Source organism: Pseudomonas sp. SWRI22, assembly GCF_014268395.2.
GTDB classification, from domain to species: domain Bacteria; phylum Pseudomonadota; class Gammaproteobacteria; order Pseudomonadales; family Pseudomonadaceae; genus Aquipseudomonas; species Aquipseudomonas paracarnis.
The window spans coordinates 3486808-3508167 of the sequence record NZ_JABWQK020000001.1; the positions used below are offsets into that span (position 1 = coordinate 3486808).

At 60.3% G+C, this 21360-nt stretch carries 22 protein-coding genes and 1 tRNA gene; 20 read left to right on the forward strand and 3 right to left on the reverse strand.

Features of this window, described 5'->3' with window-relative positions:
- Nucleotides 1-136 precede the first annotated feature (136 nt).
- Both HU730_RS15365 and HU730_RS15370 read left to right on the forward strand, forming a co-directional pair.
- Complete coding sequence (locus tag HU730_RS15365) at nt 137-865, forward strand: response regulator transcription factor (RefSeq protein ID WP_034127860.1); 729 nt, start codon at nt 137-139, stop codon at nt 863-865.
- Nucleotides 852-2210 (forward strand): sensor histidine kinase, encoded by a 1359-nt coding sequence (locus HU730_RS15370; protein ID WP_186527161.1) that lies wholly within the window; start codon nt 852-854, stop codon nt 2208-2210. The genes HU730_RS15365 and HU730_RS15370 overlap by 14 nt, the downstream gene beginning before the upstream one ends.
- A gap of 3 nt (nt 2211-2213) precedes the next feature.
- Here the strand turns inward: HU730_RS15370 and HU730_RS15375 are convergent, their stop codons facing one another.
- Nucleotides 2214-2729 (reverse strand): DUF2062 domain-containing protein, encoded by a 516-nt coding sequence (locus HU730_RS15375; RefSeq protein WP_003192045.1) that lies wholly within the window; start codon nt 2727-2729, stop codon nt 2214-2216.
- Between the two features lie 135 nt (nt 2730-2864).
- Here HU730_RS15375 and HU730_RS15380 point away from each other — a divergent pair, with 135 nt between their 5' ends.
- The 8 genes from HU730_RS15380 to murB all read left to right on the forward strand — a co-directional run bounded on the left by HU730_RS15380 (nt 2865) and on the right by murB (nt 9720).
- Nucleotides 2865-5090 (forward strand): DNA internalization-related competence protein ComEC/Rec2, encoded by a 2226-nt coding sequence (locus HU730_RS15380; protein ID WP_186527160.1) that lies wholly within the window; start codon nt 2865-2867, stop codon nt 5088-5090.
- Between the two features lie 108 nt (nt 5091-5198).
- Entirely contained in the window at nt 5199-5834 is a 636-nt protein-coding gene (locus HU730_RS15385) for a MotA/TolQ/ExbB proton channel family protein (RefSeq protein ID WP_034128146.1), read from the forward strand.
- A complete protein-coding gene (locus tag HU730_RS15390; RefSeq protein WP_014718877.1) occupies nt 5831-6259 on the forward strand; it encodes a biopolymer transporter ExbD in 429 nt (142 codons plus the stop codon). The genes HU730_RS15385 and HU730_RS15390 overlap by 4 nt, the downstream gene beginning before the upstream one ends.
- Nucleotides 6259-7269, forward strand: a complete 1011-nt coding sequence (lpxK, locus tag HU730_RS15395) for a tetraacyldisaccharide 4'-kinase (RefSeq protein ID WP_096143836.1) — start codon at nt 6259-6261, stop codon at nt 7267-7269. Before HU730_RS15390 ends, lpxK begins: the two co-directional genes overlap by 1 nt.
- A 24-nt stretch (nt 7270-7293) precedes the next feature.
- Entirely contained in the window at nt 7294-7479 is a 186-nt protein-coding gene (locus HU730_RS15400; protein ID WP_003174668.1) for a Trm112 family protein, read from the forward strand.
- Nucleotides 7476-8240 (forward strand): 3-deoxy-manno-octulosonate cytidylyltransferase, encoded by a 765-nt coding sequence (kdsB, locus tag HU730_RS15405; RefSeq protein ID WP_054898278.1) that lies wholly within the window; start codon nt 7476-7478, stop codon nt 8238-8240. Before HU730_RS15400 ends, kdsB begins: the two co-directional genes overlap by 4 nt.
- Nucleotides 8240-8704: a low molecular weight protein-tyrosine-phosphatase gene (locus tag HU730_RS15410; protein WP_054917236.1), complete on the forward strand. Its 465-nt coding sequence runs from the start codon at nt 8240-8242 to the stop codon at nt 8702-8704. Before kdsB ends, HU730_RS15410 begins: the two co-directional genes overlap by 1 nt.
- A complete protein-coding gene (gene murB / locus HU730_RS15415) occupies nt 8701-9720 on the forward strand; it encodes a UDP-N-acetylmuramate dehydrogenase (RefSeq protein ID WP_186527159.1) in 1020 nt (339 codons plus the stop codon). The genes HU730_RS15410 and murB overlap by 4 nt, the downstream gene beginning before the upstream one ends.
- 70 nt (nt 9721-9790) lie before the next feature.
- Here the strand turns inward: murB and HU730_RS15420 are convergent, their stop codons facing one another.
- Nucleotides 9791-10462, reverse strand: coding sequence for a Bax inhibitor-1/YccA family protein (locus HU730_RS15420; RefSeq protein WP_003192030.1), 672 nt, complete (start codon nt 10460-10462; stop codon nt 9791-9793).
- A gap of 152 nt (nt 10463-10614) precedes the next feature.
- On the opposite strand from HU730_RS15420, the gene HU730_RS15425 reads away from it, so the two are divergent.
- From HU730_RS15425 to HU730_RS15450, 6 genes are all read left to right on the forward strand, one after another.
- Nucleotides 10615-10705: transfer RNA gene (locus tag HU730_RS15425), tRNA-Ser, on the forward strand.
- A 199-nt stretch (nt 10706-10904) separates the two neighbouring features.
- On the forward strand, nt 10905-11102 hold the full coding sequence (locus HU730_RS15430) for a hypothetical protein (RefSeq protein ID WP_032900739.1): 198 nt from the start codon (nt 10905-10907) through the stop codon (nt 11100-11102).
- A gap of 351 nt (nt 11103-11453) precedes the next feature.
- On the forward strand, nt 11454-11771 hold the full coding sequence (locus HU730_RS15435; RefSeq protein WP_034127762.1) for a hypothetical protein: 318 nt from the start codon (nt 11454-11456) through the stop codon (nt 11769-11771).
- Nucleotides 11772-11922: 151 nt separating this feature from the next.
- Nucleotides 11923-12663, forward strand: a complete 741-nt coding sequence (locus HU730_RS15440; RefSeq protein WP_186527158.1) for a hypothetical protein — start codon at nt 11923-11925, stop codon at nt 12661-12663.
- Nucleotides 12664-12795: 132 nt separating this feature from the next.
- Entirely contained in the window at nt 12796-13071 is a 276-nt protein-coding gene (locus HU730_RS15445; protein ID WP_186527157.1) for a hypothetical protein, read from the forward strand.
- A 128-nt stretch (nt 13072-13199) separates the two neighbouring features.
- Nucleotides 13200-15317, forward strand: a complete 2118-nt coding sequence (locus tag HU730_RS15450; RefSeq protein ID WP_186527156.1) for a TonB-dependent receptor — start codon at nt 13200-13202, stop codon at nt 15315-15317.
- 1 nt (nt 15318) lies between these two features.
- Here the strand turns inward: HU730_RS15450 and HU730_RS15455 are convergent, their stop codons facing one another.
- Nucleotides 15319-17136 (reverse strand): sigma-54-dependent Fis family transcriptional regulator, encoded by a 1818-nt coding sequence (locus HU730_RS15455; protein ID WP_060764788.1) that lies wholly within the window; start codon nt 17134-17136, stop codon nt 15319-15321.
- A gap of 351 nt (nt 17137-17487) precedes the next feature.
- Here HU730_RS15455 and HU730_RS15460 point away from each other — a divergent pair, with 351 nt between their 5' ends.
- From HU730_RS15460 to HU730_RS15475, 4 genes are read left to right on the forward strand one after another with little or no spacing between them, the layout of a single operon-like run.
- Nucleotides 17488-18582 (forward strand): ABC transporter ATP-binding protein, encoded by a 1095-nt coding sequence (locus HU730_RS15460; protein ID WP_014718865.1) that lies wholly within the window; start codon nt 17488-17490, stop codon nt 18580-18582.
- On the forward strand, nt 18582-19679 hold the full coding sequence (locus HU730_RS15465) for an ABC transporter ATP-binding protein (RefSeq protein WP_034127757.1): 1098 nt from the start codon (nt 18582-18584) through the stop codon (nt 19677-19679). Before HU730_RS15460 ends, HU730_RS15465 begins: the two co-directional genes overlap by 1 nt.
- Nucleotides 19676-20542, forward strand: coding sequence for a sugar ABC transporter permease (locus tag HU730_RS15470; protein WP_003192014.1), 867 nt, complete (start codon nt 19676-19678; stop codon nt 20540-20542). The genes HU730_RS15465 and HU730_RS15470 overlap by 4 nt, the downstream gene beginning before the upstream one ends.
- A 10-nt stretch (nt 20543-20552) precedes the next feature.
- Nucleotides 20553-21353: a carbohydrate ABC transporter permease gene (locus tag HU730_RS15475; protein WP_003232361.1), complete on the forward strand. Its 801-nt coding sequence runs from the start codon at nt 20553-20555 to the stop codon at nt 21351-21353.
- The last annotated feature ends 7 nt before the right edge of the window (nt 21354-21360 follow it).

Sequence of the window (21360 nt, forward strand, 5' to 3'; positions counted from 1 at the left end):
GTAGCCATTTGCGCGGCCTGGAATCTTGCAAATTAATGACATGCGGCAATCTTCGGGCCATTCGGCGCCGGGTGGCGATTGCCTGTGAACGTTTAATCTTGAATAATCAGTGATTGAGAATGACTTGCAGACGCTAATGACTCCCGCAGCAGTTGGCCTACCCAGTATCCTGACCATCGAAGATGACCCTGTGTTGGGTGCCTACGTGCACGAGCAACTCGGCCGCAGTGGTTTCCAGGTGACCTGGTGCCAGAACGGCCAGCAGGGCCTGCAACTGGCCCGCGCCCAGGCCTTCGACCTGGTGCTGATGGATATTCTGCTGCCGGGGCTGGACGGTTTGTCGATCCTCACTCATTTGCGCCAGAGCCACGCCATGCCCGTGATCCTGATGTCAGCCCTGGGCGCTGAAGCCGACCGTATCAGCGGTTTTCGCCTGGGCGCGGACGACTATTTACCCAAGCCGTTCAGCATGGTTGAACTGTGCGTGCGTATTGAAGCGATCCTGCGCCGCGTTGCCCTGGATCGCCGGCCCGAGCCGACGCGCGCCCCGGCACTTGAAGATGCCCGGGTGCTGCACTTTGATGATGAACGCTGCGATGTGTCCTGCCAGGACCAGTGGGCCGCGCTCACGCGCAGCGAATACCGCCTGCTGGAAACCCTGCACCGCAACGCCGAAGAAGTCCTCAGCAAAGCCTTCCTGTATCAACAGGTGTTGCAGCGCGGTTATGCGCCCCATGACCGCAGCCTCGACATGCATGTCAGCCAGATCCGCCGCAAGCTCAAGGCCATCGGTTACATCGAGCGTGAAGTACGCACCGTATGGGGCAAGGGCTACGTGCTGAGCGGTCACGATGAAGGGCTTTGAGCGACTGCCCGGCAAGCACTCGTTGTTCTGGAAGCTGGCCTGCCTGTTGATCGCCTTCTGTTTGCTGATGATTTGGCTCAGTTGGTCGTGGGGCCGTTACATGGAACAGCAGAGCGCTTACCTGTCCGACAAGTCGCGGGAGATTCTCAATGGCTATGCCGCGGGTGCCGAACTGGCGTGGAGCACGCAAGGCAGCGCGGGCGTAGATGCCTGGCTGCAGCGGATGGCCGAGCGCGAAAGCACTTGGGTAGGGGTGATCGGTAACGACCTGCAGTCCCTGGGCGGCACGCCCTTGAGTGACAAGGAAAGCCAGCGCCTGACGTTTTTGCGTGGATTGGATTGGCCGGTCAGCCGGCATGTCATTGGTTTGCCCTGGATGAAAGTACCGTTTCCGGTCGACCCTGGCGCGGGGTCGCTGGTGATCGAGCTGCCGCAGCGCTTTATGCCTGGGCGCTATCAACTGTTCTGGCGGGTGGTCACCAATGGTGTGATCCCAGGTCTGTTTACCCTCTTGCTATGCATCGGCCTTTACCGGCTGTTGATCATGCCCCTCAATCAATTGCGCGAGCAGGCCAATGCCTGGCGTGCGGACCAACTCAATACGCGGATGTCCCTGGATGCCACCAGCCGCCAGGACGAACTGGGCGAGCTGGGCCGCGCCTTTGACCATATGTCCGAACGCTTGCAGGGCACGGTGCGTTTGCAGCAGCAGCTGCTGCGCGATATGTCCCATGAACTGCGCACACCCTTGAGCCGCCTGCGGGTAGCCTGCGACAGCGAGCAAGACCTGGCCAAGCTGCGCGAGCGCCTGGGTCGGGAAATCGACGCCATGCAGCGCCTGGTGGAAGACAGCCTGCAACTGGCCTGGCTCGACAGCGAAACTACACCGTTGCCCCAGGAAGATATTCAGCTCCAGGCCTTGTGGGACATATTGCGCGAGAATGCTTGTTTTGAAAGCGGTTGGTCCGCATCGCGCTTGCCGTGCCTGTTACCCGCGGACAGTTGGGTGCGTGGCAACCTCAATGCACTGGCCCAGGCCTTGGAAAATATCCTGCGCAACGCCATACGCCACTCGTCCCACGACGGCTGCGTGCAACTCGACGGATGTCGGGAGGGGGGCTATTGGCATATCTGGCTGCAGGACCAGGGGGCCGGGATTGCTGAGGATGATCTGGAGCGCATCTTCGCGCCCTTTACCCGCCTGGACGGCTCGCGGCCCGGCGATGGCGGTTTCGGCTTGGGCCTGAGCATTGCCCGCAACGCCGTGCAGCGCCAGGGCGGCCGCTTATGGGCGGAAAATACCGGGCGGGGTCTGCGGGTGCATTTGCGTTTGCTGGCCCGTTAGCGCTCAGCGCCGGCGCAGTTTGCGTTTTTTCCACTGGTGCGCCACCCACCAGCGCCAGTACGCCATGGTCAGGCAATAAGCCAAGGCGCCCAATACCACCCCCAATACCACCGAACCCAGCAGGAATGGCTGCCAAAGAGTGCTCAACTGGCCGCTGATCCATTCCCACGTAAGGTTATCGGGCAAGCTGCGTGGCGGCACATTCATCAGCCAGGCGCCGGTCATATAGGTACAGATGAACACCACCGGCATGGTGATGGGGTTGGTCAACCACACCAGGCTGATGGCGATAGGCATATTGCCGCGCACCGAAATCGCCAGGACCGCGGCAAGCAACATCTGCAATGGAATCGGGATAAACGCCGCAAATAAACCCACCGCCATGGCGCGAGCCACTGAGTGCCGGTTCAGGTGCCAGAGGTTGGGGTCATGCAGCAGCGTGCCAAGAAACTGTAATGACTTGTGTTCCCTGATACTGCTGGGATCGGGCATGTACCGTTTGAATAAGCGCCGGGGCATAAGGGGTCCAGGTCAATTCGAGGGGCAAGTATGCCCGGATTCTATAAACAGAAAATTCAGACTTTGTGACAAAACATCATAGGCGCTGTCGTTCAGCCGGCTAAGACTGAGTGGATCACTGGAAAAGGATGATCCATGAAGACAGGGATGTTGGCGTTGGCGCTGGGGTTGCTGATGTTGCGTTGGTTGCCGGCGCTGCCGTCCGGCGCCGGGCTATTGGCCATGCTGCTGCTGGCCTTGATGCTGTTGCCTTTTCGGTCCTATCCCTTGGCTTTCTTCCTGGTGGGGTTGAGCTGGGCTTGCTTCAGCGCGCAGCGGGCGCTGGATGATCGATTGCAGCCGGCCCTGGACGGGCAGACTCGCTGGGTGGAGGGGCGTGTGGTCGGCTTGCCCCAGCAGACGGGTACGGGCGTGCGCTTTGAACTGGCCGACGGCCGGTCGCGCAAGGTTCGGCTGCCCAAACGTATCCGCGTGTCCTGGCACGGCGGGCCAGTGGTGAACAGCGGTGAACGCTGGCGTCTGGCGTTGACACTCAAGCGGCCTGCGGGACTGCTCAATTTCCATGGGGTCGACCATGAAGCCTGGCTGCTGGCCCAGCGTATCGGTGCTACTGCAACGGTAAAAGACGGTGAGCGTCTCGCACCGGCCCGCAATGCCTGGCGCGATGCTGTGCGCCAGCGCCTGATGGCGGTGGATGCCCAAGGCCGCGAGGCGGGCTTGGCGGCGCTGGTATTGGGCGACGGTTCCGGCCTGGCGCCTGAGGATTGGCAGGTGTTGCAGGACACGGGCACGGTGCATCTGCTGGTGATTTCCGGGCAGCACATCGGCTTGCTGGCGGGGTTGATCTACGGCTTGGTCGCGATGCTGGCGCGTTATGGTTGCTGGCCCCGAACCTGGCCGTGGCTGCCGTGGGCGTGCGGTCTGGCATTTGGCGCGGCGTTGGGTTATGGGCTGCTGGCCGGGTTCGGCGTGCCGGTGCAACGGGCCTGCATGATGGTTGGCCTGGTGCTGCTGTGGCGTCTGCGTTTCCGCCATTTGGGAGTATGGTGGCCGTTGCTGCTGGCACTGAACGGCGTGCTGGTACTGGAGCCCTTGGCCAGCCTGCAGGTAGGGTTCTGGTTGTCGTTTGCGGCGGTCGCGGTGTTGCTGTTGGCGTTCGGCGGGCGCCTGGGGCCCTGGAGCGCCTGGCAGGTGTGGACCCGACCCCAGTGGCTGATTGCCATTGGTTTGTTTCCAGTGTTGTTGGTGCTGGGTTTGCCCATCAGCCTCAGCGCACCTGTGGCCAATCTCCTTGCCGTGCCTTGGATCAGCCTGGTAGTGCTGCCTTTGGCGCTGCTGGGCACGGCGTTGCTGTGGGTGCCGCTGGCTGGGGAGGGGTTGCTGTGGCTGGCCGGTGGTGCGCTGGACGGATTGTTTAAAAGCCTGGGGCTGCTGGCTGCGCAATTACCGGCCTGGGTACCCGCCGAGGTACCTTTGGGGTATTGGTTGGTTAGCCTGGCTGGCGCGGTGATTTTGTTGCTGCCCAAGGGGTTGCCGTTCCGGGTGCTGGGCTGGCCCATGCTGTTGATGGCTGTATTTGCGCCCAGGGAGTGGGTGCCCCACGGGCAGGTAGATGTGGTGCAACTGGACGTCGGCCAGGGGCAGGCGCTGATCCTGCGCACCCGTCATCATACGTTGCTCTACGATGCCGGGCCGCGCTCGGGGCCTGTCGACCTGGGCGCACGCGTCGTGTTGCCGTCGTTGAAAAAGCTCGGGGTAGCCCAGTTGGACATGATGCTGCTCAGCCATGCCGATGCCGATCACGCGGGGGGGGCGGCGGCGGTGGCTCGGGGGTTGCCCGTCAAGCGTGTAGTGGGCGGTGAAACCGAAGGTTTGCCAGACTTTCTTGCCACCCAACCCTGTACCAGCGGCGAACGATGGGAATGGGAAGGTGTGTCATTTCAATTGTGGCAGTGGGCTGATGGGCTTGATGGCAATCCGAGGTCTTGTGTGTTGCAGGTTGAGGCCAGTGGGGAGCGCCTGCTGCTCACCGGTGACATTGATCGCGCCGCCGAACAGGCTTTTCTGGCCTCTTCGTTGGCGGTTCAGACCGACTGGCTGCAAGCCCCGCACCATGGCAGCCGCAGTTCGTCATCCTGGCCGTTCCTGCAACGGTTGGCACCCACATCGGTGTTGATTTCCCGCGGGCGCAGCAATACGTTCGGTCATCCCCATCCGCAGGTCCTGGAGCGCTACCACGTGCTGGGCAGCCGGGTTTACGACAGCGCCGAGCAGGGTGCCGTACGCTTGCGTCTGGGGGCGTTTCTGCCACCGATGGTTGCGCGCAGTCAACGCCGTTTTTGGCGCGAACCGTTACCGTAATCGCGTGTTACCAAAGACCCGAGCCGCAACAGGCGGGTGTGTAGCCGACGAACCCCGCTGTCGAACCTATATGATAAAGTGGCGCACTTTTTCGAGGGGGCATTCACTGTGTGGGAATTGGTCAAATCCGGCGGCTGGATGATGTTGCCGATCATTCTGAGTTCCATCGCTGCACTCGGCATCGTTGCCGAACGCCTGTGGACCCTGCGCGCCAGTCGCGTCACCCCCGAGCATCTGCTGGGGCAGGTCTGGGGCTGGATCAAGAACAAGCAGCTCGACAAGCAGAAACTCAAGGAGCTGCGCGCCAATTCGCCGCTGGGTGAAATCCTCGCCGCCGGTCTGGCCAATTCCAAGCATGGTCGCGAGATCATGAAGGAGTGCATTGAAGAGGCGGCCGCCCGGGTCATCCATGAACTGGAACGCTACATCAACGCCCTTGGCACCATCGCCGCCATGGCGCCGTTGCTCGGTTTGCTCGGCACAGTACTCGGCATGATCGATATCTTCAGCTCGTTCACAGGCTCGGGCATGACCACCAACGCAGCGGTCCTGGCCGGGGGGATCTCCAAGGCGTTGATCACCACTGCAGCCGGCCTGATGGTGGGTATCCCTTCGGTCTTCTTCCACCGTTTCCTGCTGCGTCGCATTGATGAACTGGTGGTCGGCATGGAGCAGGAAGCCATCAAGCTGGTGGAGGTGGTGCAGGGCGACCGTGATGTAGACCTGGTCGAGGGCAAAGCGTGAAATTTCGCCGCAAGCAACGGGAAAATGTTGATATCAACCTCGCGTCGTTGATCGATGTGGTGTTCATCCTGCTGCTGTTTTTTGTCGTGACCACTACCTTCACTCGGGAAACCCAGTTGCGTGTCGACCTGCCTGAAGCGGTGAGTGGCTCGCCTGCCGAAGACCAGCAAGTCAAGCAACTGGACATCGCTATCAGCGCCGAAGGGGTGTTTTCGGTGAATAACCAGTTGCTGGAGAAAAATGACCTTGCCAGCCTGATGGAGGCGTTGCAGAAGGAGTCTGGTGGCGACACCCAGTTGCCGCTGTCCATCAGCGCTGATGGCAAAACCCCGCACCAGGCCGTGATCACCGCCATGGACGCTGCCGGCAAGCTCGGTTTCAGCCATTTGCGCATGACCACCGTCGAGGCGGCGAGCCCGCCCTGATGGCCATCTCCGACCGTTTACTCAAGGCATGGTACGAAGGTCATCCAGCACTAATGTTGCTGCGACCGCTGGAATCGCTGTATCGCTGCGTGGTTCAACGTAAGCGTGCGCGCTTCGTGGCGGGCGAGGGCGAGATTTATCAGTCGCCTGTGCCAGTGATCGTGGTGGGCAATATTACAGTGGGAGGCACCGGCAAGACGCCTTTGATCCTGTGGTTGATCGAGCACTGCCGACGCAGCGGCTTGCGCGTAGGAGTGGTCAGTCGAGGCTACGGTGCCAAGCCGCCGCAGTTGCCGTGGCGGGTCGAGGCCGGCCACAGTGCCGAGGTGGCCGGTGATGAACCCTTGCTGATCGTGCAGCGCAGCGGTGTACCGCTGATGATCGATCCTGATCGCAGTCGTGCGGTAAAGGCCCTGCTGGCCTGCGAGCCCCTGGACCTGATCCTCTCCGATGACGGCCTGCAGCACTACCGCCTGGCCCGCGATCTTGAACTGGTGCTGATCGATGCCGCCCGTGGCCTCGGTAACCGCCGGTGCCTGCCTGCCGGGCCGTTGCGCGAACCGGTGGAGCGCCTGCAGAGTGTGGACGGGGTGCTTTATAACGGTGCCGTTACAGACCGTGAAAATGGCTTTGCCTTCCGCCTGCAGCCCACAGCGCTGGTCAACCTGCACAGCGGCGAACGCCAGCCAGTCACCTATTTTCCGCAGGGCCAGCAGGTGCATGCGGTGGCCGGAATAGGCAATCCGCAACGTTTCTTCAATACCCTTGAAACGCTACACTGGCAGGCGATACCCCATGCTTTTGCCGATCACGCGCCCTACAGCGCCGAGGTCTTGAATTTTACCCCGTCATTGCCGCTGGTCATGACCGAAAAGGACGCGGTGAAGTGCCGCGCCTTTGCCCAGCCCGACTGGTGGTACCTTGCGGTGGATGCGGTACCGTCGCCGGCGTTCGTCGCCTGGTTCGACACGCAGCTGATGCGTCTGTTGCCCAACCGTCTTTTGCCTTAAAACGCTTTTTTCCAGGAAACATTCATGGACACCAAACTGCTCGATATCCTTGCTTGCCCGATCTGCAAAGGCCCGCTCAAGCTCAGCGCCGATAAAACCGAGCTGATCAGCAAAGGTGCCGGCCTGGCTTACCCTATCCGTGACGGCATCCCGGTCATGCTCGAAAGCGAAGCCCGCACCCTGACCACCGATGAGCGCCTGGATAAATGACCACCGCCTTTACCGTCGTCATCCCCTCGCGCTATGCCTCGACACGCCTGCCGGGCAAACCGCTGCAAATGATTGGCACCAAGCCGATGATCCAGCTGGTATGGGAACAAGCGTGCAAGAGCAGCGCCGAGCGCGTGGTGGTGGCCACCGATGACCCGCGTATCATCGAGGCGTGCAAAGGTTTTGGAGCCGAAGCGGTCCTGACCCGCGAAGACCATAACTCCGGCACTGATCGCCTGGCCGAAGTCGCCACTCAGCTGGGTCTGGCACCCGACGCGATCGTAGTGAACGTGCAGGGTGACGAGCCATTGATACCGCCGGGTGTCATCGATCAGGTCGCTGCCAACCTCGCGGCCCATGGCGAGGCGCGTATGGCGACCCTGGCCGAACCGATCGAAGACATCGAGACGCTGTTCAACCCGAACGTGGTGAAAGTGGTCAGCGACATCAACGGCCTGGCACTGACGTTCAGTCGCTCCACCTTGCCGTGGGCGCGGGATGCCTTTGCCAAGAATCGCGACGTGTTGCCGGAGGGCGTGCCATATCGCCGCCATATCGGCATCTATGCCTACCGCGCCGGTTTCCTGCACGACTTCGTCAGTTGGGGCCCGTGCTGGCTCGAGAATACCGAGTCCCTGGAACAACTGCGCGCCCTCTGGCACGGCGTGCGTATCCACGTGGGCGATGCGTTGGAAGCACCGCCAGCCGGTGTCGACACCCAGGAAGACCTCGAACGCGTCCGTCGCCTGCTGGGCGCCTGATGGAAGTTCTGTTTGTATGCCTGGGCAATATCTGCCGCTCGCCAACCGCTGAAGGCATCTTGCGCCATAAGTTGCGTGAAGCAGGCTTGGCTGGCCAGGTTGAGGTGGCGTCTGCTGGCACCGGAGAATGGCATATCGGCAACCCGCCGGACCAGCGCAGCCAGCGTGCGGCGCTGGCGCGCGGCTATGACTTGTCGGGCCAGCGTGCCCAGCAGGTTTCCCGTGCTGATTTTGCCCGCTATGACCTGATCCTGGCTATGGACAACAGTAACCTGCGCAACCTCAAAGCCATGCAGCCAGGGCAGGGCAAGGCGGAGCTGGATTTGTTCCTGCGTCGCTTTGATGGCGAAGTGGACGAGGTGCCAGACCCTTACTATGAAGGTGAGCAAGGTTTCGAACGGGTCCTTGACCTGATCGAACGCGCCTGTGACTTATTGGTGATCGAATTGAAGGGGCGGTTATGACCTTGCAAGTGCGTGCGCAGGTATCGCTCAAGCCATTCAACAGCTTTGGCATTGATGTGAGCGCGCAATTATTTGCCGAGGCCCACAGTGATGCTGACGTGCGCGAGGCCATCGGCTATGCCGCCGCACATGCGGTGCCGTTGCTGGTGATCGGTGGCGGCAGCAATTTGCTGCTGACCCAGGACGTTCCGGCGCTGGTGTTGCGTATGGCGACCCAAGGCATTCGTGTGCTGAGCGATGATGGCACGCACGTGGTGGTCGAAGCCGAAGCGGGCGAAGCCTGGCATCCGTTTGTGCTGTGGACCCTTGAACACGGCTTCTGCGGCTTGGAAAACCTCAGCCTCATCCCCGGCACTGTCGGTGCCGCGCCGATGCAGAACATCGGCGCCTATGGTGTAGAGATCAAGGATGTCTTCGCCGGCCTCACCGCCCTGGATCGCCAGACGGGCGAACTGCGGGACTTCAGCCTCGACGAATGCAAGTTCGCCTACCGTGACAGCCTGTTCAAGCACGAAGTCGGGCGTTGGCTGATCCTGCGGGTACGCTTTTCCCTCAGCCGTGCCACTCACCTGAAACTCGACTACGGCCCGGTGCAACAGCGTCTGGTCGCGCAGGGCATCACCCACGCCACGCCAAGCGATGTGAGCCGCGCGATCTGCAGCATTCGCCGCGAGAAACTGCCAGACCCGGCAGAGCTGGGCAATGCGGGCAGCTTCTTCAAGAACCCACTGGTGTCCCAGGCCCTGGCGATTGAACTGCAAAGCCAGTATCCGGACCTGGTGGCCTACCCTCAGGCAGACGGCCAAATGAAACTCGCCGCCGGCTGGCTGATCGACAAGGCCGGTTGGAAGGGGTTCCGGGAGGGCGATGCGGGCGTGCACAAGATGCAAGCGCTGGTACTGGTCAACTACGGCACCGCCACCGGGCAAGAGATTGCCCAACTTGCGCTACGCATCCAGCAAGATATCTTCAAGCGCTTCAAGGTCGAGCTGGAAATGGAACCCAATCAGTACTGAGCTTTATCTGCTCTGAAAATGAAAATGCCCCGTATCTCGCGATACGGGGCATTTTTATTGCTGCGATTGATCAGTCATCGCGGCTCATGATGCCGAAGATCTGCAACAGGCTGATGAACAGGTTGTAGATCGACACATACAGGCTGATGGTCGCCATGATGTAGTTACGCTCACCGCCGTGGATGATGGCGCTGGTCTGGAACAGGATGCACACCGAGGAAAACAGCACAAAACCCGCGCTGATCGCCAGTTGCAGGCCGCTGATCTGGAAGAACATGCTGGCCACCACCGCCGCCAGCAACACGAAGAAACCTGCGGTGATGAAGCCACCCAGGAAGCTCATGTCCTTACGGCTGATCAGCACGTAGGCCGACAGACCACCAAACACCAGGGCCGTCATGGCAAACGCCGAACTGACCACTTCGGCACCGCCGGCCATGCCCAGGTAACGGTTGAGGATCGGGCCGAGGATAAAGCCCATGAAACCGGTCAAGGCAAACGCCGACACCAGGCCCCAGGCCGAGTCACGCAGCTTGTTGGTCAGGAAGAACAGACCATAGAAGCCGATCAACACGACAAAGATATTCGGGTAGCCGACGCGCATCTGCTGGGCCACGTAAGCCATCACGCCGCTGAATGCGAGGGTAAGGGCGAGCAAGCCGTAGGTGTTGCGCAACACGCGGCTGACTTCAAGCTGCTCAGCCTGCGCGTTGCCATTCACTGCGTAATTCTGTTCGCGCATGGCGACACTCCTTCAGTTTTGAAACGTTCAGTCGCAAAGATCATAACAGACGCCTTGTAACAAGCGATGCAGAGAGTTTGACAGTGTGTTTCATTCGGGTATTATGGCGCCCGCTGACACGGGATGGACTACTATAATCCCGTGATGCACAAGGGAAATTGGCAGAGTGGTTGAATGCACCGGTCTTGAAAACCGGCGGACGTTAATAGCGTCTCCAGGGTTCGAATCCCTGGTTTCCCGCCAAGATTTACACAAAAGCCTCGCGAAAGCGGGGCTTTTGCGTTTCTTGGGTTTGGGTGTGCTGATAATCAAACAAATGCTGTTTGTCGCATTCATACCTTTCAAAGACGAACCACCATTCGTCTAACATCCGGCACTCTCCATCCGTTGCTTCCTCTCAATCTTAAGCACGGATATCCCGAGCGATACACGGAGAGCCAGCATGGAAATCAACGAGAAAGCCCCAGGCAACATTTCCCAGCAAGCGGTTACTCGTAACACCGATAATGAGACGGGACATGACCCGAGGCGCGATGAGGACGATATCCCGCTACCCCCGGATGACGAGGCCCCGATCGAGGAGGACATGTCGGATGTAGACGCGGCGGACTCCGTAGCAAGTGAGCACCCCGCTACCTGAAGACCTCCCGATCAATGAAACCCGGCCCAGCGCCGGGTTTTTATTGCGGCTTTCGGCTCATTTAAATAACCGTAATCCTTAAGTATTGGCATCGCATAATTGTGAATGGCTTCACGATGCCTCTATGATCAGCACGCGCTGTATTGGATCACTGAGTCTCAACCCTTTGAAGGACATGAGCATGGACAAGCACTTCGGTAATTCGGGCCTTTTCAAGAACCTTTCGTATCAAGGCAACGACGCTCACGACGGCTGCAGCACTGCCGACTGGGAGCTGAAAAACAGTGCGCTGAATACGAAGGAGTTTTTGATATGTCCAAAGAATTACTCGGAGTTTTTGCTCTAGGGTTGATGGTGGTCGGTGAGTTTTGTGCAATCTACAGTGAGGTGGTGACCGCCAAGTTGGCCCAGACCGGCAGTGGTTCCTGGGAGGCCTTTGTACTTCCTGTGGTCTTGATGTGTTTTGCCGGGCTGTGCCTGCTGGGTGCCTATTGGCTGGGGTATGTGGTTGTCGGTGATATCTGGATCGTCACGGTCGTCTCGGTCACGTCGTTATTGCTGCTGGAGCCTGTGGTGGTCTGGGCGCTGTTTCATGAAGCTCCAGGGCGCGGCGCGTTGATCGGGTTCTGCCTGGGCGCCTTGGGGATGCTTGCGACGGTAGTGCTCTAGCACCCCGGGGAATCAAGTGCCGGGTCAGATCAGCATCTGTAGTCCGACGCTGATCCGACCCGCACCGCTGCACTTTTTTGCATTTTGCTGATCTACCCCTGTCCCAGCCACCCGACTCCTGCGCGTGGCCCACAGATCAGACCCGGTGCCGATGGATCGAACGTCAACTGTTTCCACCTCCCGATGGCCGCTGCTGCTTGCTGCGGTTTTCGCGCTCTGCACAACAGGTTGCAGCCAACAACAGGGTCGCGATATCGCCAGGCAGTTCAGCGATGGCAAGCCGGATGAATTCTTCCAGACCAGCGTCGACCGCATGGCCACCCTGGGGATGCGTGACAACCTGCAAAGCCTCTACTTGCTGATGAGCAAGCTCTACCTGCGCAACCCCAACCAGTGGCGTCAATCGGGGTATCCGGATGCAGTGACCGCCGCCCGGCAAATCCGCCAGGCCATCGAAAATCGCCAACCCTTGCCCGCACTGGGAGATCGTAGTGACCTGGCTGCCCTGAGTTATTCCTTGAGCCCTGACTTTCGCGGCGACCGCGTCGGCGCGTTCATCTACGCGATTGGCAGCATGCTCGTGACCGCTCACGGCGGGCGTACGCAGTTTTATGTGACCGACTCGATCAACCCGCAGTTTGTCAGCAATGCCGCACGCAATATCGAAAAGGCCACCTGGCTGCTCAGTCAGCGTCAGGATGCCAATGGCGTGCTGCTGTTGTTTTCCAACGAGATATCAGAGGAGGGCAGTAACCTCAGTTTTGCCGTTGAGTTCGGCAAGATCGTCGCGCGTTTGGACCTGCTGACCCAAATCCTTGATGAGCGCTACCGGCGCATTGGCCTCAATTACGCACAAAGTCTGTTGCTGATGAACTTCCTACCGGTGCAGTAAGGCCATCGCATCGACCAATTGGTGCGGTGTTTCCCTTTCGGCTGTAGGAAGCGGCCTATCTTGCCTCCGGCGGCTTGAAAGGCTTGCCTGCGGGCAATAGCCTCGGATTTTTCTTAAACACGAGGCCCTCCCTTGGGTAAACGAAAAACGGTTTGGCCCACGGATCGCGAAATACGCTTGCGGTTTATCCTCTATGCGGTGATTGACGCCGCGACCGCCCAGGGCGTGTCTGCCGAGTTATTGCTGCCGGCGCATAAGTTATTGCGTGACTCGCCCACGGAAGTCCAGTTGCGCGAAACCTTGGGGGAGATTCTCGCCACTGACGAAATGTATGGCTTCCGCTTTCCGCCGGGGTCGGATGCCGATGACCTGATGCGGGCATTGGCAATGCCTGACGACCAAACCTGATTCATCCTGTTTTTAAAACGCCCCTGTCCGTCATCAAGGAGTGACCTGACGGGCATGCCTGCCTTCCCATCACTGTTCGCGTGGTGGGTTTGGCCTGGCACGTTCCCGGATTCCAAGGACCTGCCCACATGCTGCTGCGCCACCCCCCGTTTATTTTTGCCGCCTTGACCCTCAGTTCGCTGGTACAGGCTGAAAGCCTGCAATTGGCGCCGGTGGAAGTCACCACGGCTGAGGCCAGCGCCGCAGAAATCGCCCAGGCACAGCTCAAAAGCGTGCCCGGTGGCACCAATTACATCGATATGGACAGCGTGCAGCAGGGGCGGGTCAGCACCAACGAGGATGTCTTCAAGTACCAGGCCGGTGTGTACGCCAAGGCGGCCAATAACGAAGGGGTGAAGGTGTCCATTCGTGGCTCGGGCCTGAACCGTGCCCCCGGTGCCCATGCCTCCGGCCTGTATGAAATGTTCGACGGCCTGCCGCTTACCGGCCCAGGCGGCACGCCCTATGAGCTCAAGGACCCGCTGTGGCAAAGCCGGGTAGAGGTGCTGCGTGGCGCCAACGGGTTCGATCAGGGTGCATTGGCCTTGGGCGGTGCGGTCAACTACGTCACCCGCACCGGCTTGGACGCGCCCAAGCTACAGGTGCGCTATGAGGTCGGCAGTCGCGGCTATGCCCAGCGTGAAGTCAGTTCCGGGCAAGTGCTGGGGGACGCCGACTATTACATCAGCCTCACCGATTCGGAGTCCGACGGTTATCAGCACCAAAGCGCCGGCAGCGGCAAGGGCATCGCCGCGAACTTCGGCTACCGCTTTAACCCGGACCTGGAAACGCGCTTCTACTTGCGTTACCGCGAAACCACCAACGATTCACCCGGCAGGCTCACGCGTGACCAGATCAGCCATGATCCGCGTGCCGCCAACAGTCTCAATGCCGCCCGCGATTCAAAGCGCCTGCAACCGGGCTCCACCTGGATTGCCAACAAGACCACCTTGCGGTTGGACGATAATGCGCGGGTCGAGGTCGGGCTGGCCTATCACGATTACCCCATGGACCTGCGCGAAGGCACCAACCGCCTCAAAGTTGCCTACACCGATATCAGCGGCACCCTGAATTACATCCGCCAGGACAGCCTGTTCGGCCATGCCAGCACCACCACTCTCGGCCTGCGTACTACCCAGGCGATGCCGAACAATGGCGCGTCGGAATACGTGCGCATCCCTGCGGGCAATACTGCCATTTATGCCCCCGGCACCAAGACCCGCGACTACAGCTACCTGGGCTCCGATACTGTGCTGCATGTAGGCAACGAGCTGGAACTGGTGGAGGATATGTGGCTGACCACCGGCCTTGCCGCCATCTATACGCGCCGCGAAACCCAGGTCACTTACCCTGACGGCCAGGCACCGCTCAGTCAGCATGATTGGGATTACGCGCCGCGCATTGGCCTGCGTTACGACTTCACCCCGCAGTTGCAGGTCTACGGCAACCTGAGCCGCTCGGTAGAGCCACCGCACGCGTGGTCGATGATCTGGGGTTCGAACAAATACTTTGGCCCGGGCAGTGGGGCAGCCACGGGGTTGCAGCGCGAAGGCTTGAAGCTGCGTAATCAGACTGCCACCACCCTGGAAGTCGGCGGGCGCGGTGAAGCCTGGCTCGGCCAATGGGACCTGGCGCTCTATCGCTCGGAAGTTCGCCACGAGCTGCTTTCTGTAGAGACCCAGGCCCAGACTGCCACCAGCAACGCTATCATCGCCGAATCCAACGCTAGCCCCACCGTGCACCAGGGCGTGGAACTGAGCCTGCTCAGCCCGCTGTGGGACGGCGGCGGCAGCGGTAAGCTCGAGCTGCGCCAGGCCTACACCTTCAGCGACTTCCACTACCGCGACGACGAGCGTTTCGGCGACAACACCTTGCCCGGCATTCCCAAGCACTACTACCAGGCGCAACTGCGCTACAGCCACCCGACGGGTTTCTACACCAGCCTCAATACCGAGCATGCATCACGGGTAGCGGTGGACTACGCCAATTCCTACTACGCGGCGGCCTACACCACCCTCGGCGCCACCTTCGGCTACGACGCGCCCAAGCAGGACTGGCAAGCCTGGGTCGACCTGCGCAACCTCACCAACCGCCGTTACGCCAACACCGTCACGCCGGGCTACGACGATAAAGGCATGGACGCTGCACGCTCCACCCCCGCTGATGGGCGTGGTATCTACACCGGCGTTTCCTGGAGCTGGCGTTAAATCAACCTTCGTGTTGGCGCAGGCGCTTGTACAGGGTGTTGCGACTCACCCCCAGCTCTCGCGCCAGGTGGGAAATATTCCCGCCCACGGCTTCCAGGCGCTGGCTCAGGTCGAGACTTTCATCCAGGTGTTCAGGTTTAGACAGCGGCACTGTCGCCTGCAAATCCACAAAAAAATCATCGGGCAGGTGCTCTGCGCGGATCGGCTGCTCCTCGGCCATCGCCAGCGCCACCTGCAACACGCTGCTCACCTGGCGTAAATTCCCCGGCCACGGGTGTTGCTCGAATAGCCTTAGCACCTCGGCGCTCAGCCCGGCCCATTGCGTCGGCTCGCGGTGTTGCTGCCACAGTTGCTGGAACAGCGCCTGCTTGTCGGTACGCTCGCGCAACGGCGGCAATTCAAGGGTCAGGCCGCCGATGCGGTAGTACAAGTCCTCGCGAAAGCGCCCGGCCTGCACCAGCTCGCGCAGTGCGCGGTTGGTCGCCGAGATGATGCGCAAGTCCACCGGGAATACCTCGCTACTGCCCACCGGCTGCACACAGCGCTCCTGCAATACCCGTAACAGGCGGGCCTGGGTGGGCAGCGGCATATCGCCGATTTCGTCGAGAAACAGCGTGCCCTTGTCGGCCTTGCGGATCAGACCGATGCTGCCTTTTTGGTTGGCGCCGGTGAAGGCGCCTTTTTCGTAGCCGAACAGTTCCGATTCCACCAGTTCTGCGGGAATCGCCGCACAGTTCACTGCGATTAACGCCTGCCGGCTGCGGGAACTGGCCTGGTGCAGGGCTTTGACGAACACCTCTTTGCCCACGCCGGTCTCGCCGTGAATCAACAACGGAATGTCCTTTTCCAGCAGGCGCTCGGCCTGGCGCACGGCTTTTTCCACGCGCACATCGCCAAAATGCAGGGTCTGGAGGTTGATCGAGGTCGGTGCTGGCGGCTGCGGTTGGCTGAACACCCGGGCCTGCACCGGCATCTGCCTGGGGCGCTTCAACAGGCACTGGAACCGATTGCGTCCCGCCGCTTGCAACGCAAAGGGCAGCCCTTCCGGCTGGTTGAGCAACTCCAGCAGCGACACCTTGAATAGACTGTCGATCATCACCCGCGAGAGGCTGATGCCCAGCAAGTTATCCGCACGCCGATTGGCCGAGAGCACCTGGCCGCTTTCGTCAAAGATCAGCAGGCCGGCCCATTGGCTGTCGAGGTTGCTCAGGCCGGTGTTGAAGGTCAGTTGGAAATGTTCGCCGCGAAACAGGTTGAGGATCAGCCGGTTTTCCACGGTCTGGCTCATCATCTTGACCATGCCCAGGGTGTGGGAGGGCGGCAGGTAACTGTCGCTGGACACGTCCAGCACCGCGATGATTTCGCGCTGGGCGTCGAAAATCGGTGCCGCGGAACCGGTCATGAAGCGGTTGGCCTTGAGGAAGTGTTCATCGTGCTCAATATGCACGGCCTGGGCGCAGGCCAGTGCGGTGCCGATGGCGTTGGTGCCACTGGCGCGTTCCATCCAACTGGCGCCGGGGCTGAAGCCACGGGCCAGCGTGGGTTCGATAAACCGCTGGGTGCCCCAGGAGGTCAGCACCTGGCCCTGATTGTCGGCCAGCATGATGAGGCAGTTGGAATTACTGAGGATGTTCTCGTAGTAGGGCAACACTTCCTGGTGGGTGGTCTGCACCAGGGAATGCTGGCTTTCCAGGAGCTGGCGAATGCCTTCGGCGGGCAGTTGGTCAAAGCTGGGGGCGCTCTGGTGGTCCAGGCCGTAGGCGCGGCAACGGCGCCAGGATTCCTGGATAAGGGTGTCGTGGGTCAAGGGTTCGGCCATCGTGCGACCTTCTTTATTATTGTTGTCGGGTCTTGCGCCATCTAATGTCGGACATCGAACAATGTGGGAGCGGGCTTGCCCGCGATGGCAGAGGGTCAGGCACAGCATCTACAAACTGATGCACCGCCATCGCGGGCAAGCCCGCTCCCACATTTGATCTTCGTCGCGCATAAAGTGTTGTTCACAACTGTTCATTGTCAACCCCGGCAGTGTTCAGTTGTTCAGCCGGATTGTTCACGCCTGAACATCATGATTCACCCATCTCCTTACACATCAAGCGCTTGCGGTTTTGGCACGAAACTCGCTCTGACAACGCACCAGATTCATTCCAATAATAAAAAAGGTCGTGTCATGTCATTGACCCTGGAACATGTCTCCCGCGTTGTCGACGGCCAAACCTGGATCGACGACGCCAACCTGCGGTTCGAAGCCGGTTCTTTCAACGTCCTGCTCGGTCGCACCCTGTCGGGCAAGACCAGCCTGATGCGCCTGATGGCCGGCCTGGACAAGCCCGACAGCGGTCGCATCCTGATGAACGGTGTGGATGTCACGCAAAAGCCTGTACGCCTGCGCAATGTGTCGATGGTCTACCAGCAGTTCATCAACTACCCGACCATGACCGTGTTCGAGAACATCGCCTCGCCGTTGCGTCAGGCCGGTGTGTCCCAGGAGGTGATCCAGAGCAAGGTGCTGGAAACCGCCAAGATGCTGCGCATCGAGAAATTCCTGCAGCGCCACCCTCTGGAATTGTCCGGTGGCCAGCAACAACGCACCGCCATGGCCCGCGCCCTGGTGAAAGATGCCGAACTGATTCTGTTCGATGAGCCGCTGGTCAACCTGGACTACAAACTGCGCGAAGAGCTGCGCCAGGAAATGCGCGAACTGTTCAAGGCGCGCCACACCATCGCGATATATGCCACCACCGAGCCCAACGAAGCCCTGGCCTTGGGTGGCACCACCACCATTCTTCACGAGGGGCGGGTGATCCAGAGCGGCAAGGCCGCCGAGGTCTATCACCAGCCGCAAACCGTCCTCGCCGCAGAGCTGTTCTCCGAGCCGCCGATCAACCTGATGCCGGGGCGTATCAGTGGCAATGAAGTGAGTTTCGCCAACTTTGTGCATTTCCCACTCAATGTTGACCTGCGTCCTATCGGCGAAGGCGAATTCCGCTTTGGCGTGCGCCCCAGCCATATCAGCCTGGTGCCCAGCAACGATGATGACCTGGAGCTGGCGGTGACCGTGGAAGTCGCCGAAATCAGCGGCTCGGAAACCTTCCTGCATGTGCGCAGTGAGCATTTCCTGCTGGTGCTGCACCTGCCGGGGGTGCATGAATACGATGTCGACGCGCCGATCCGCGTGTATATCCCCACCCATAAACTGTTTGTGTTCGATGGTCAGGGCCGCTTGGTCCAGGCCCCCGGACGCCGTGTCGCGAGGGTTGCCTGATGGCCGAGATCCATTTGCGCAACCTGGCCCATAGCTACAGCCCTACGCCTACAGGGCCAGAAGACTACGCCATTCGGGAAATGAACCATGTGTGGGAGCAGGGCGGTGCCTACGCCTTGCTCGGGCCGTCAGGCTGCGGCAAGTCCACGCTGCTCAATATCATTTCCGGCCTGCTCAGCCCGTCCGAAGGCCAGGTGCTGTTTGATACCCAAGTGGTCAACGACTTGACCCCGGAAAAGCGCAACATCGCCCAGGTGTTCCAGTTCCCGGTGGTGTACGACACCATGACGGTGTTCGACAACCTGGCGTTCCCACTGCGCAACCAAGGCATGGCCGAAGCGAGAATTCACAGCAAGGTGCAGGAGATCGCCGAAGTCCTCGACCTGCAAAACCTGCTGAGCAAAAAAGCCCGCAACCTCACCGCCGACGAAAAACAGAAAGTCTCCATGGGCCGTGGCCTGGTGCGCGATGACGTGTCGGCCATTCTGTTCGATGAGCCGCTGACGGTGATCGACCCGCACCTGAAGTGGAAACTGCGGCGCAAGCTCAAGCAGATTCACGAGCAGTTCAATATCACCATGGTCTACGTCACCCACGATCAGCTGGAAGCCTCCACGTTCGCCGACAAGATCGCGGTGATGTACGGCGGGCAGATCGTGCAGTTCGGTACGCCGCGTGAATTGTTCGAGCGGCCCAGCCACACCTTTGTCGGTTACTTCATCGGTAGCCCTGGGATGAATCTGATCGAGGTGCAGGCCAAGGCTGGCGGTGTAGGGTTCGCCAATACCCTGTTGCCGCTGTCCGAAGCGATGCAGCAACGTCTCAACACCACCGACTACAAAAAGCTCCAGGTCGGCATTCGTCCGGAATTTATCCACGTATGGGACGAGTACAACCCTGACGCCCTGCAAGCCGACGTCGTACATGTGGAAGACCTCGGCACCTACAAGATCATGACCCTCAACCTCGATGGCGCCACCCTCAAGGTGCGCCTGGCCGAGGACAAACCGGTGCCGGAAGGCAAGGCCTCCGTCAGCTTCCCCGCGCAATGGCTGATGCTCTACGCCGACGATTATTTGCTGGAGGTGGCGCCATGAACAAGGTGCAGAACAACAAGGCCTGGTGGCTGGTGCTGCCGGTGTTCCTGCTGGTGGCGTTCAGTGCAGTGATCCCGATGATGACCGTGGTCAACTATTCGGTGCAGGACATTTTCGACCAATCCAGCCGCTATTTCGTCGGGGCCGACTGGTACAAGCAGGTGCTGCTCGACCCACGCCTGCACGACTCGCTGCTGCGCCAGTTCATCTACTCGGCCTGCGTGCTGTTGATCGAGATCCCGCTGGGCATCGCCATCGCCCTGACCATGCCCACCAAGGGCCGCTGGTCCTCGCTGGTGCTGATCATCCTTGCCATTCCCTTGCTGATTCCGTGGAACGTGGTCGGCACTATCTGGCAGATTTTTGGCCGTGCCGACATCGGCCTGCTGGGCTCGACCCTCAACGCCCTGGGCATCAGCTACAACTATGCGGCCAACACCATGGACGCCTGGGTCACCGTGCTGGTGATGGACGTGTGGCACTGGACCTCACTGGTGGCGCTGCTGTGCTACTCAGGTTTAAGGGCCATTCCGGACGTGTACTACCAAGCCGCGCGGATTGATCGTGCATCGGCCTGGGCGGTGTTCCGACATATCCAGTTGCCGAAGATGAAAAGCGTGCTGCTGATCGCGGTGATGTTGCGCTTCATGGACAGCTTCATGATCTACACCGAACCCTTCGTGCTCACCGGCGGCGGGCCGGGTAATGCCACCACCTTCCTGAGTCAGACGCTTACCCAGATGGCCGTCGGCCAATTCGACCTGGGCCCGGCGGCGGCGTTTTCCCTGGTGTACTTCCTGATCATCCTGTTGGTGTCCTGGCTGTTCTACACCGCCATGACCCATTCCGACGCCAACCGCTGAGGCCGCCAACATGAGCAAGCGCAAGCTTATTCCATTACTGATCTACATCCTGTTCCTGCTGGTACCGATCTACTGGCTGCTGAACATGTCCTTCAAGAGCAACACCGAAATCCTCGGCGGCCTGACTCTGTTTCCGCAGGATTTCACCCTGGCCAACTACAAGGTGATCTTCACCGACCCGAGCTGGTACACCGGCTACCTCAACTCGCTGTACTACGTGAGCCTGAACACGGTGATCTCCCTGAGCGTGGCGCTGCCGGCGGCCTATGCGTTCTCGCGCTACCGCTTCCTGGGTGACAAGCACCTGTTCTTCTGGCTGCTCACCAACCGTATGGCGCCCCCGGCAGTGTTCCTGCTGCCGTTCTTCCAGCTGTATTCATCCATTGGCCTGTTCGACACGCACATCGCCGTGGCGCTGGCCCATTGCCTGTTCAACGTGCCGTTGGCGGTATGGATCCTTGAAGGCTTCATGTCCGGCGTACCCAAGGAAATCGACGAAACCGCCTACATCGACGGCTATAGTTTTCCCAAGTTCTTCGTGAAGATTTTTATCCCGCTGATCGGCTCCGGTATCGGCGTCACGGCGTTTTTCTGTTTCATGTTTTCCTGGGTAGAACTGCTGCTGGCGCGCACGCTCACCTCGGTCAACGCCAAACCCATCGCAGCGGTAATGACCCGTACGGTGTCGGCTTCCGGCATTGATTGGGGCGTGCTGGCAGCGGCGGGGGTGTTGACCATCCTGCCGGGCATGCTGGTGATCTGGTTTGTTCGCAACCACGTGGCCAAGGGCTTTGCCTTGGGCCGGGTCTAGAGGAGTC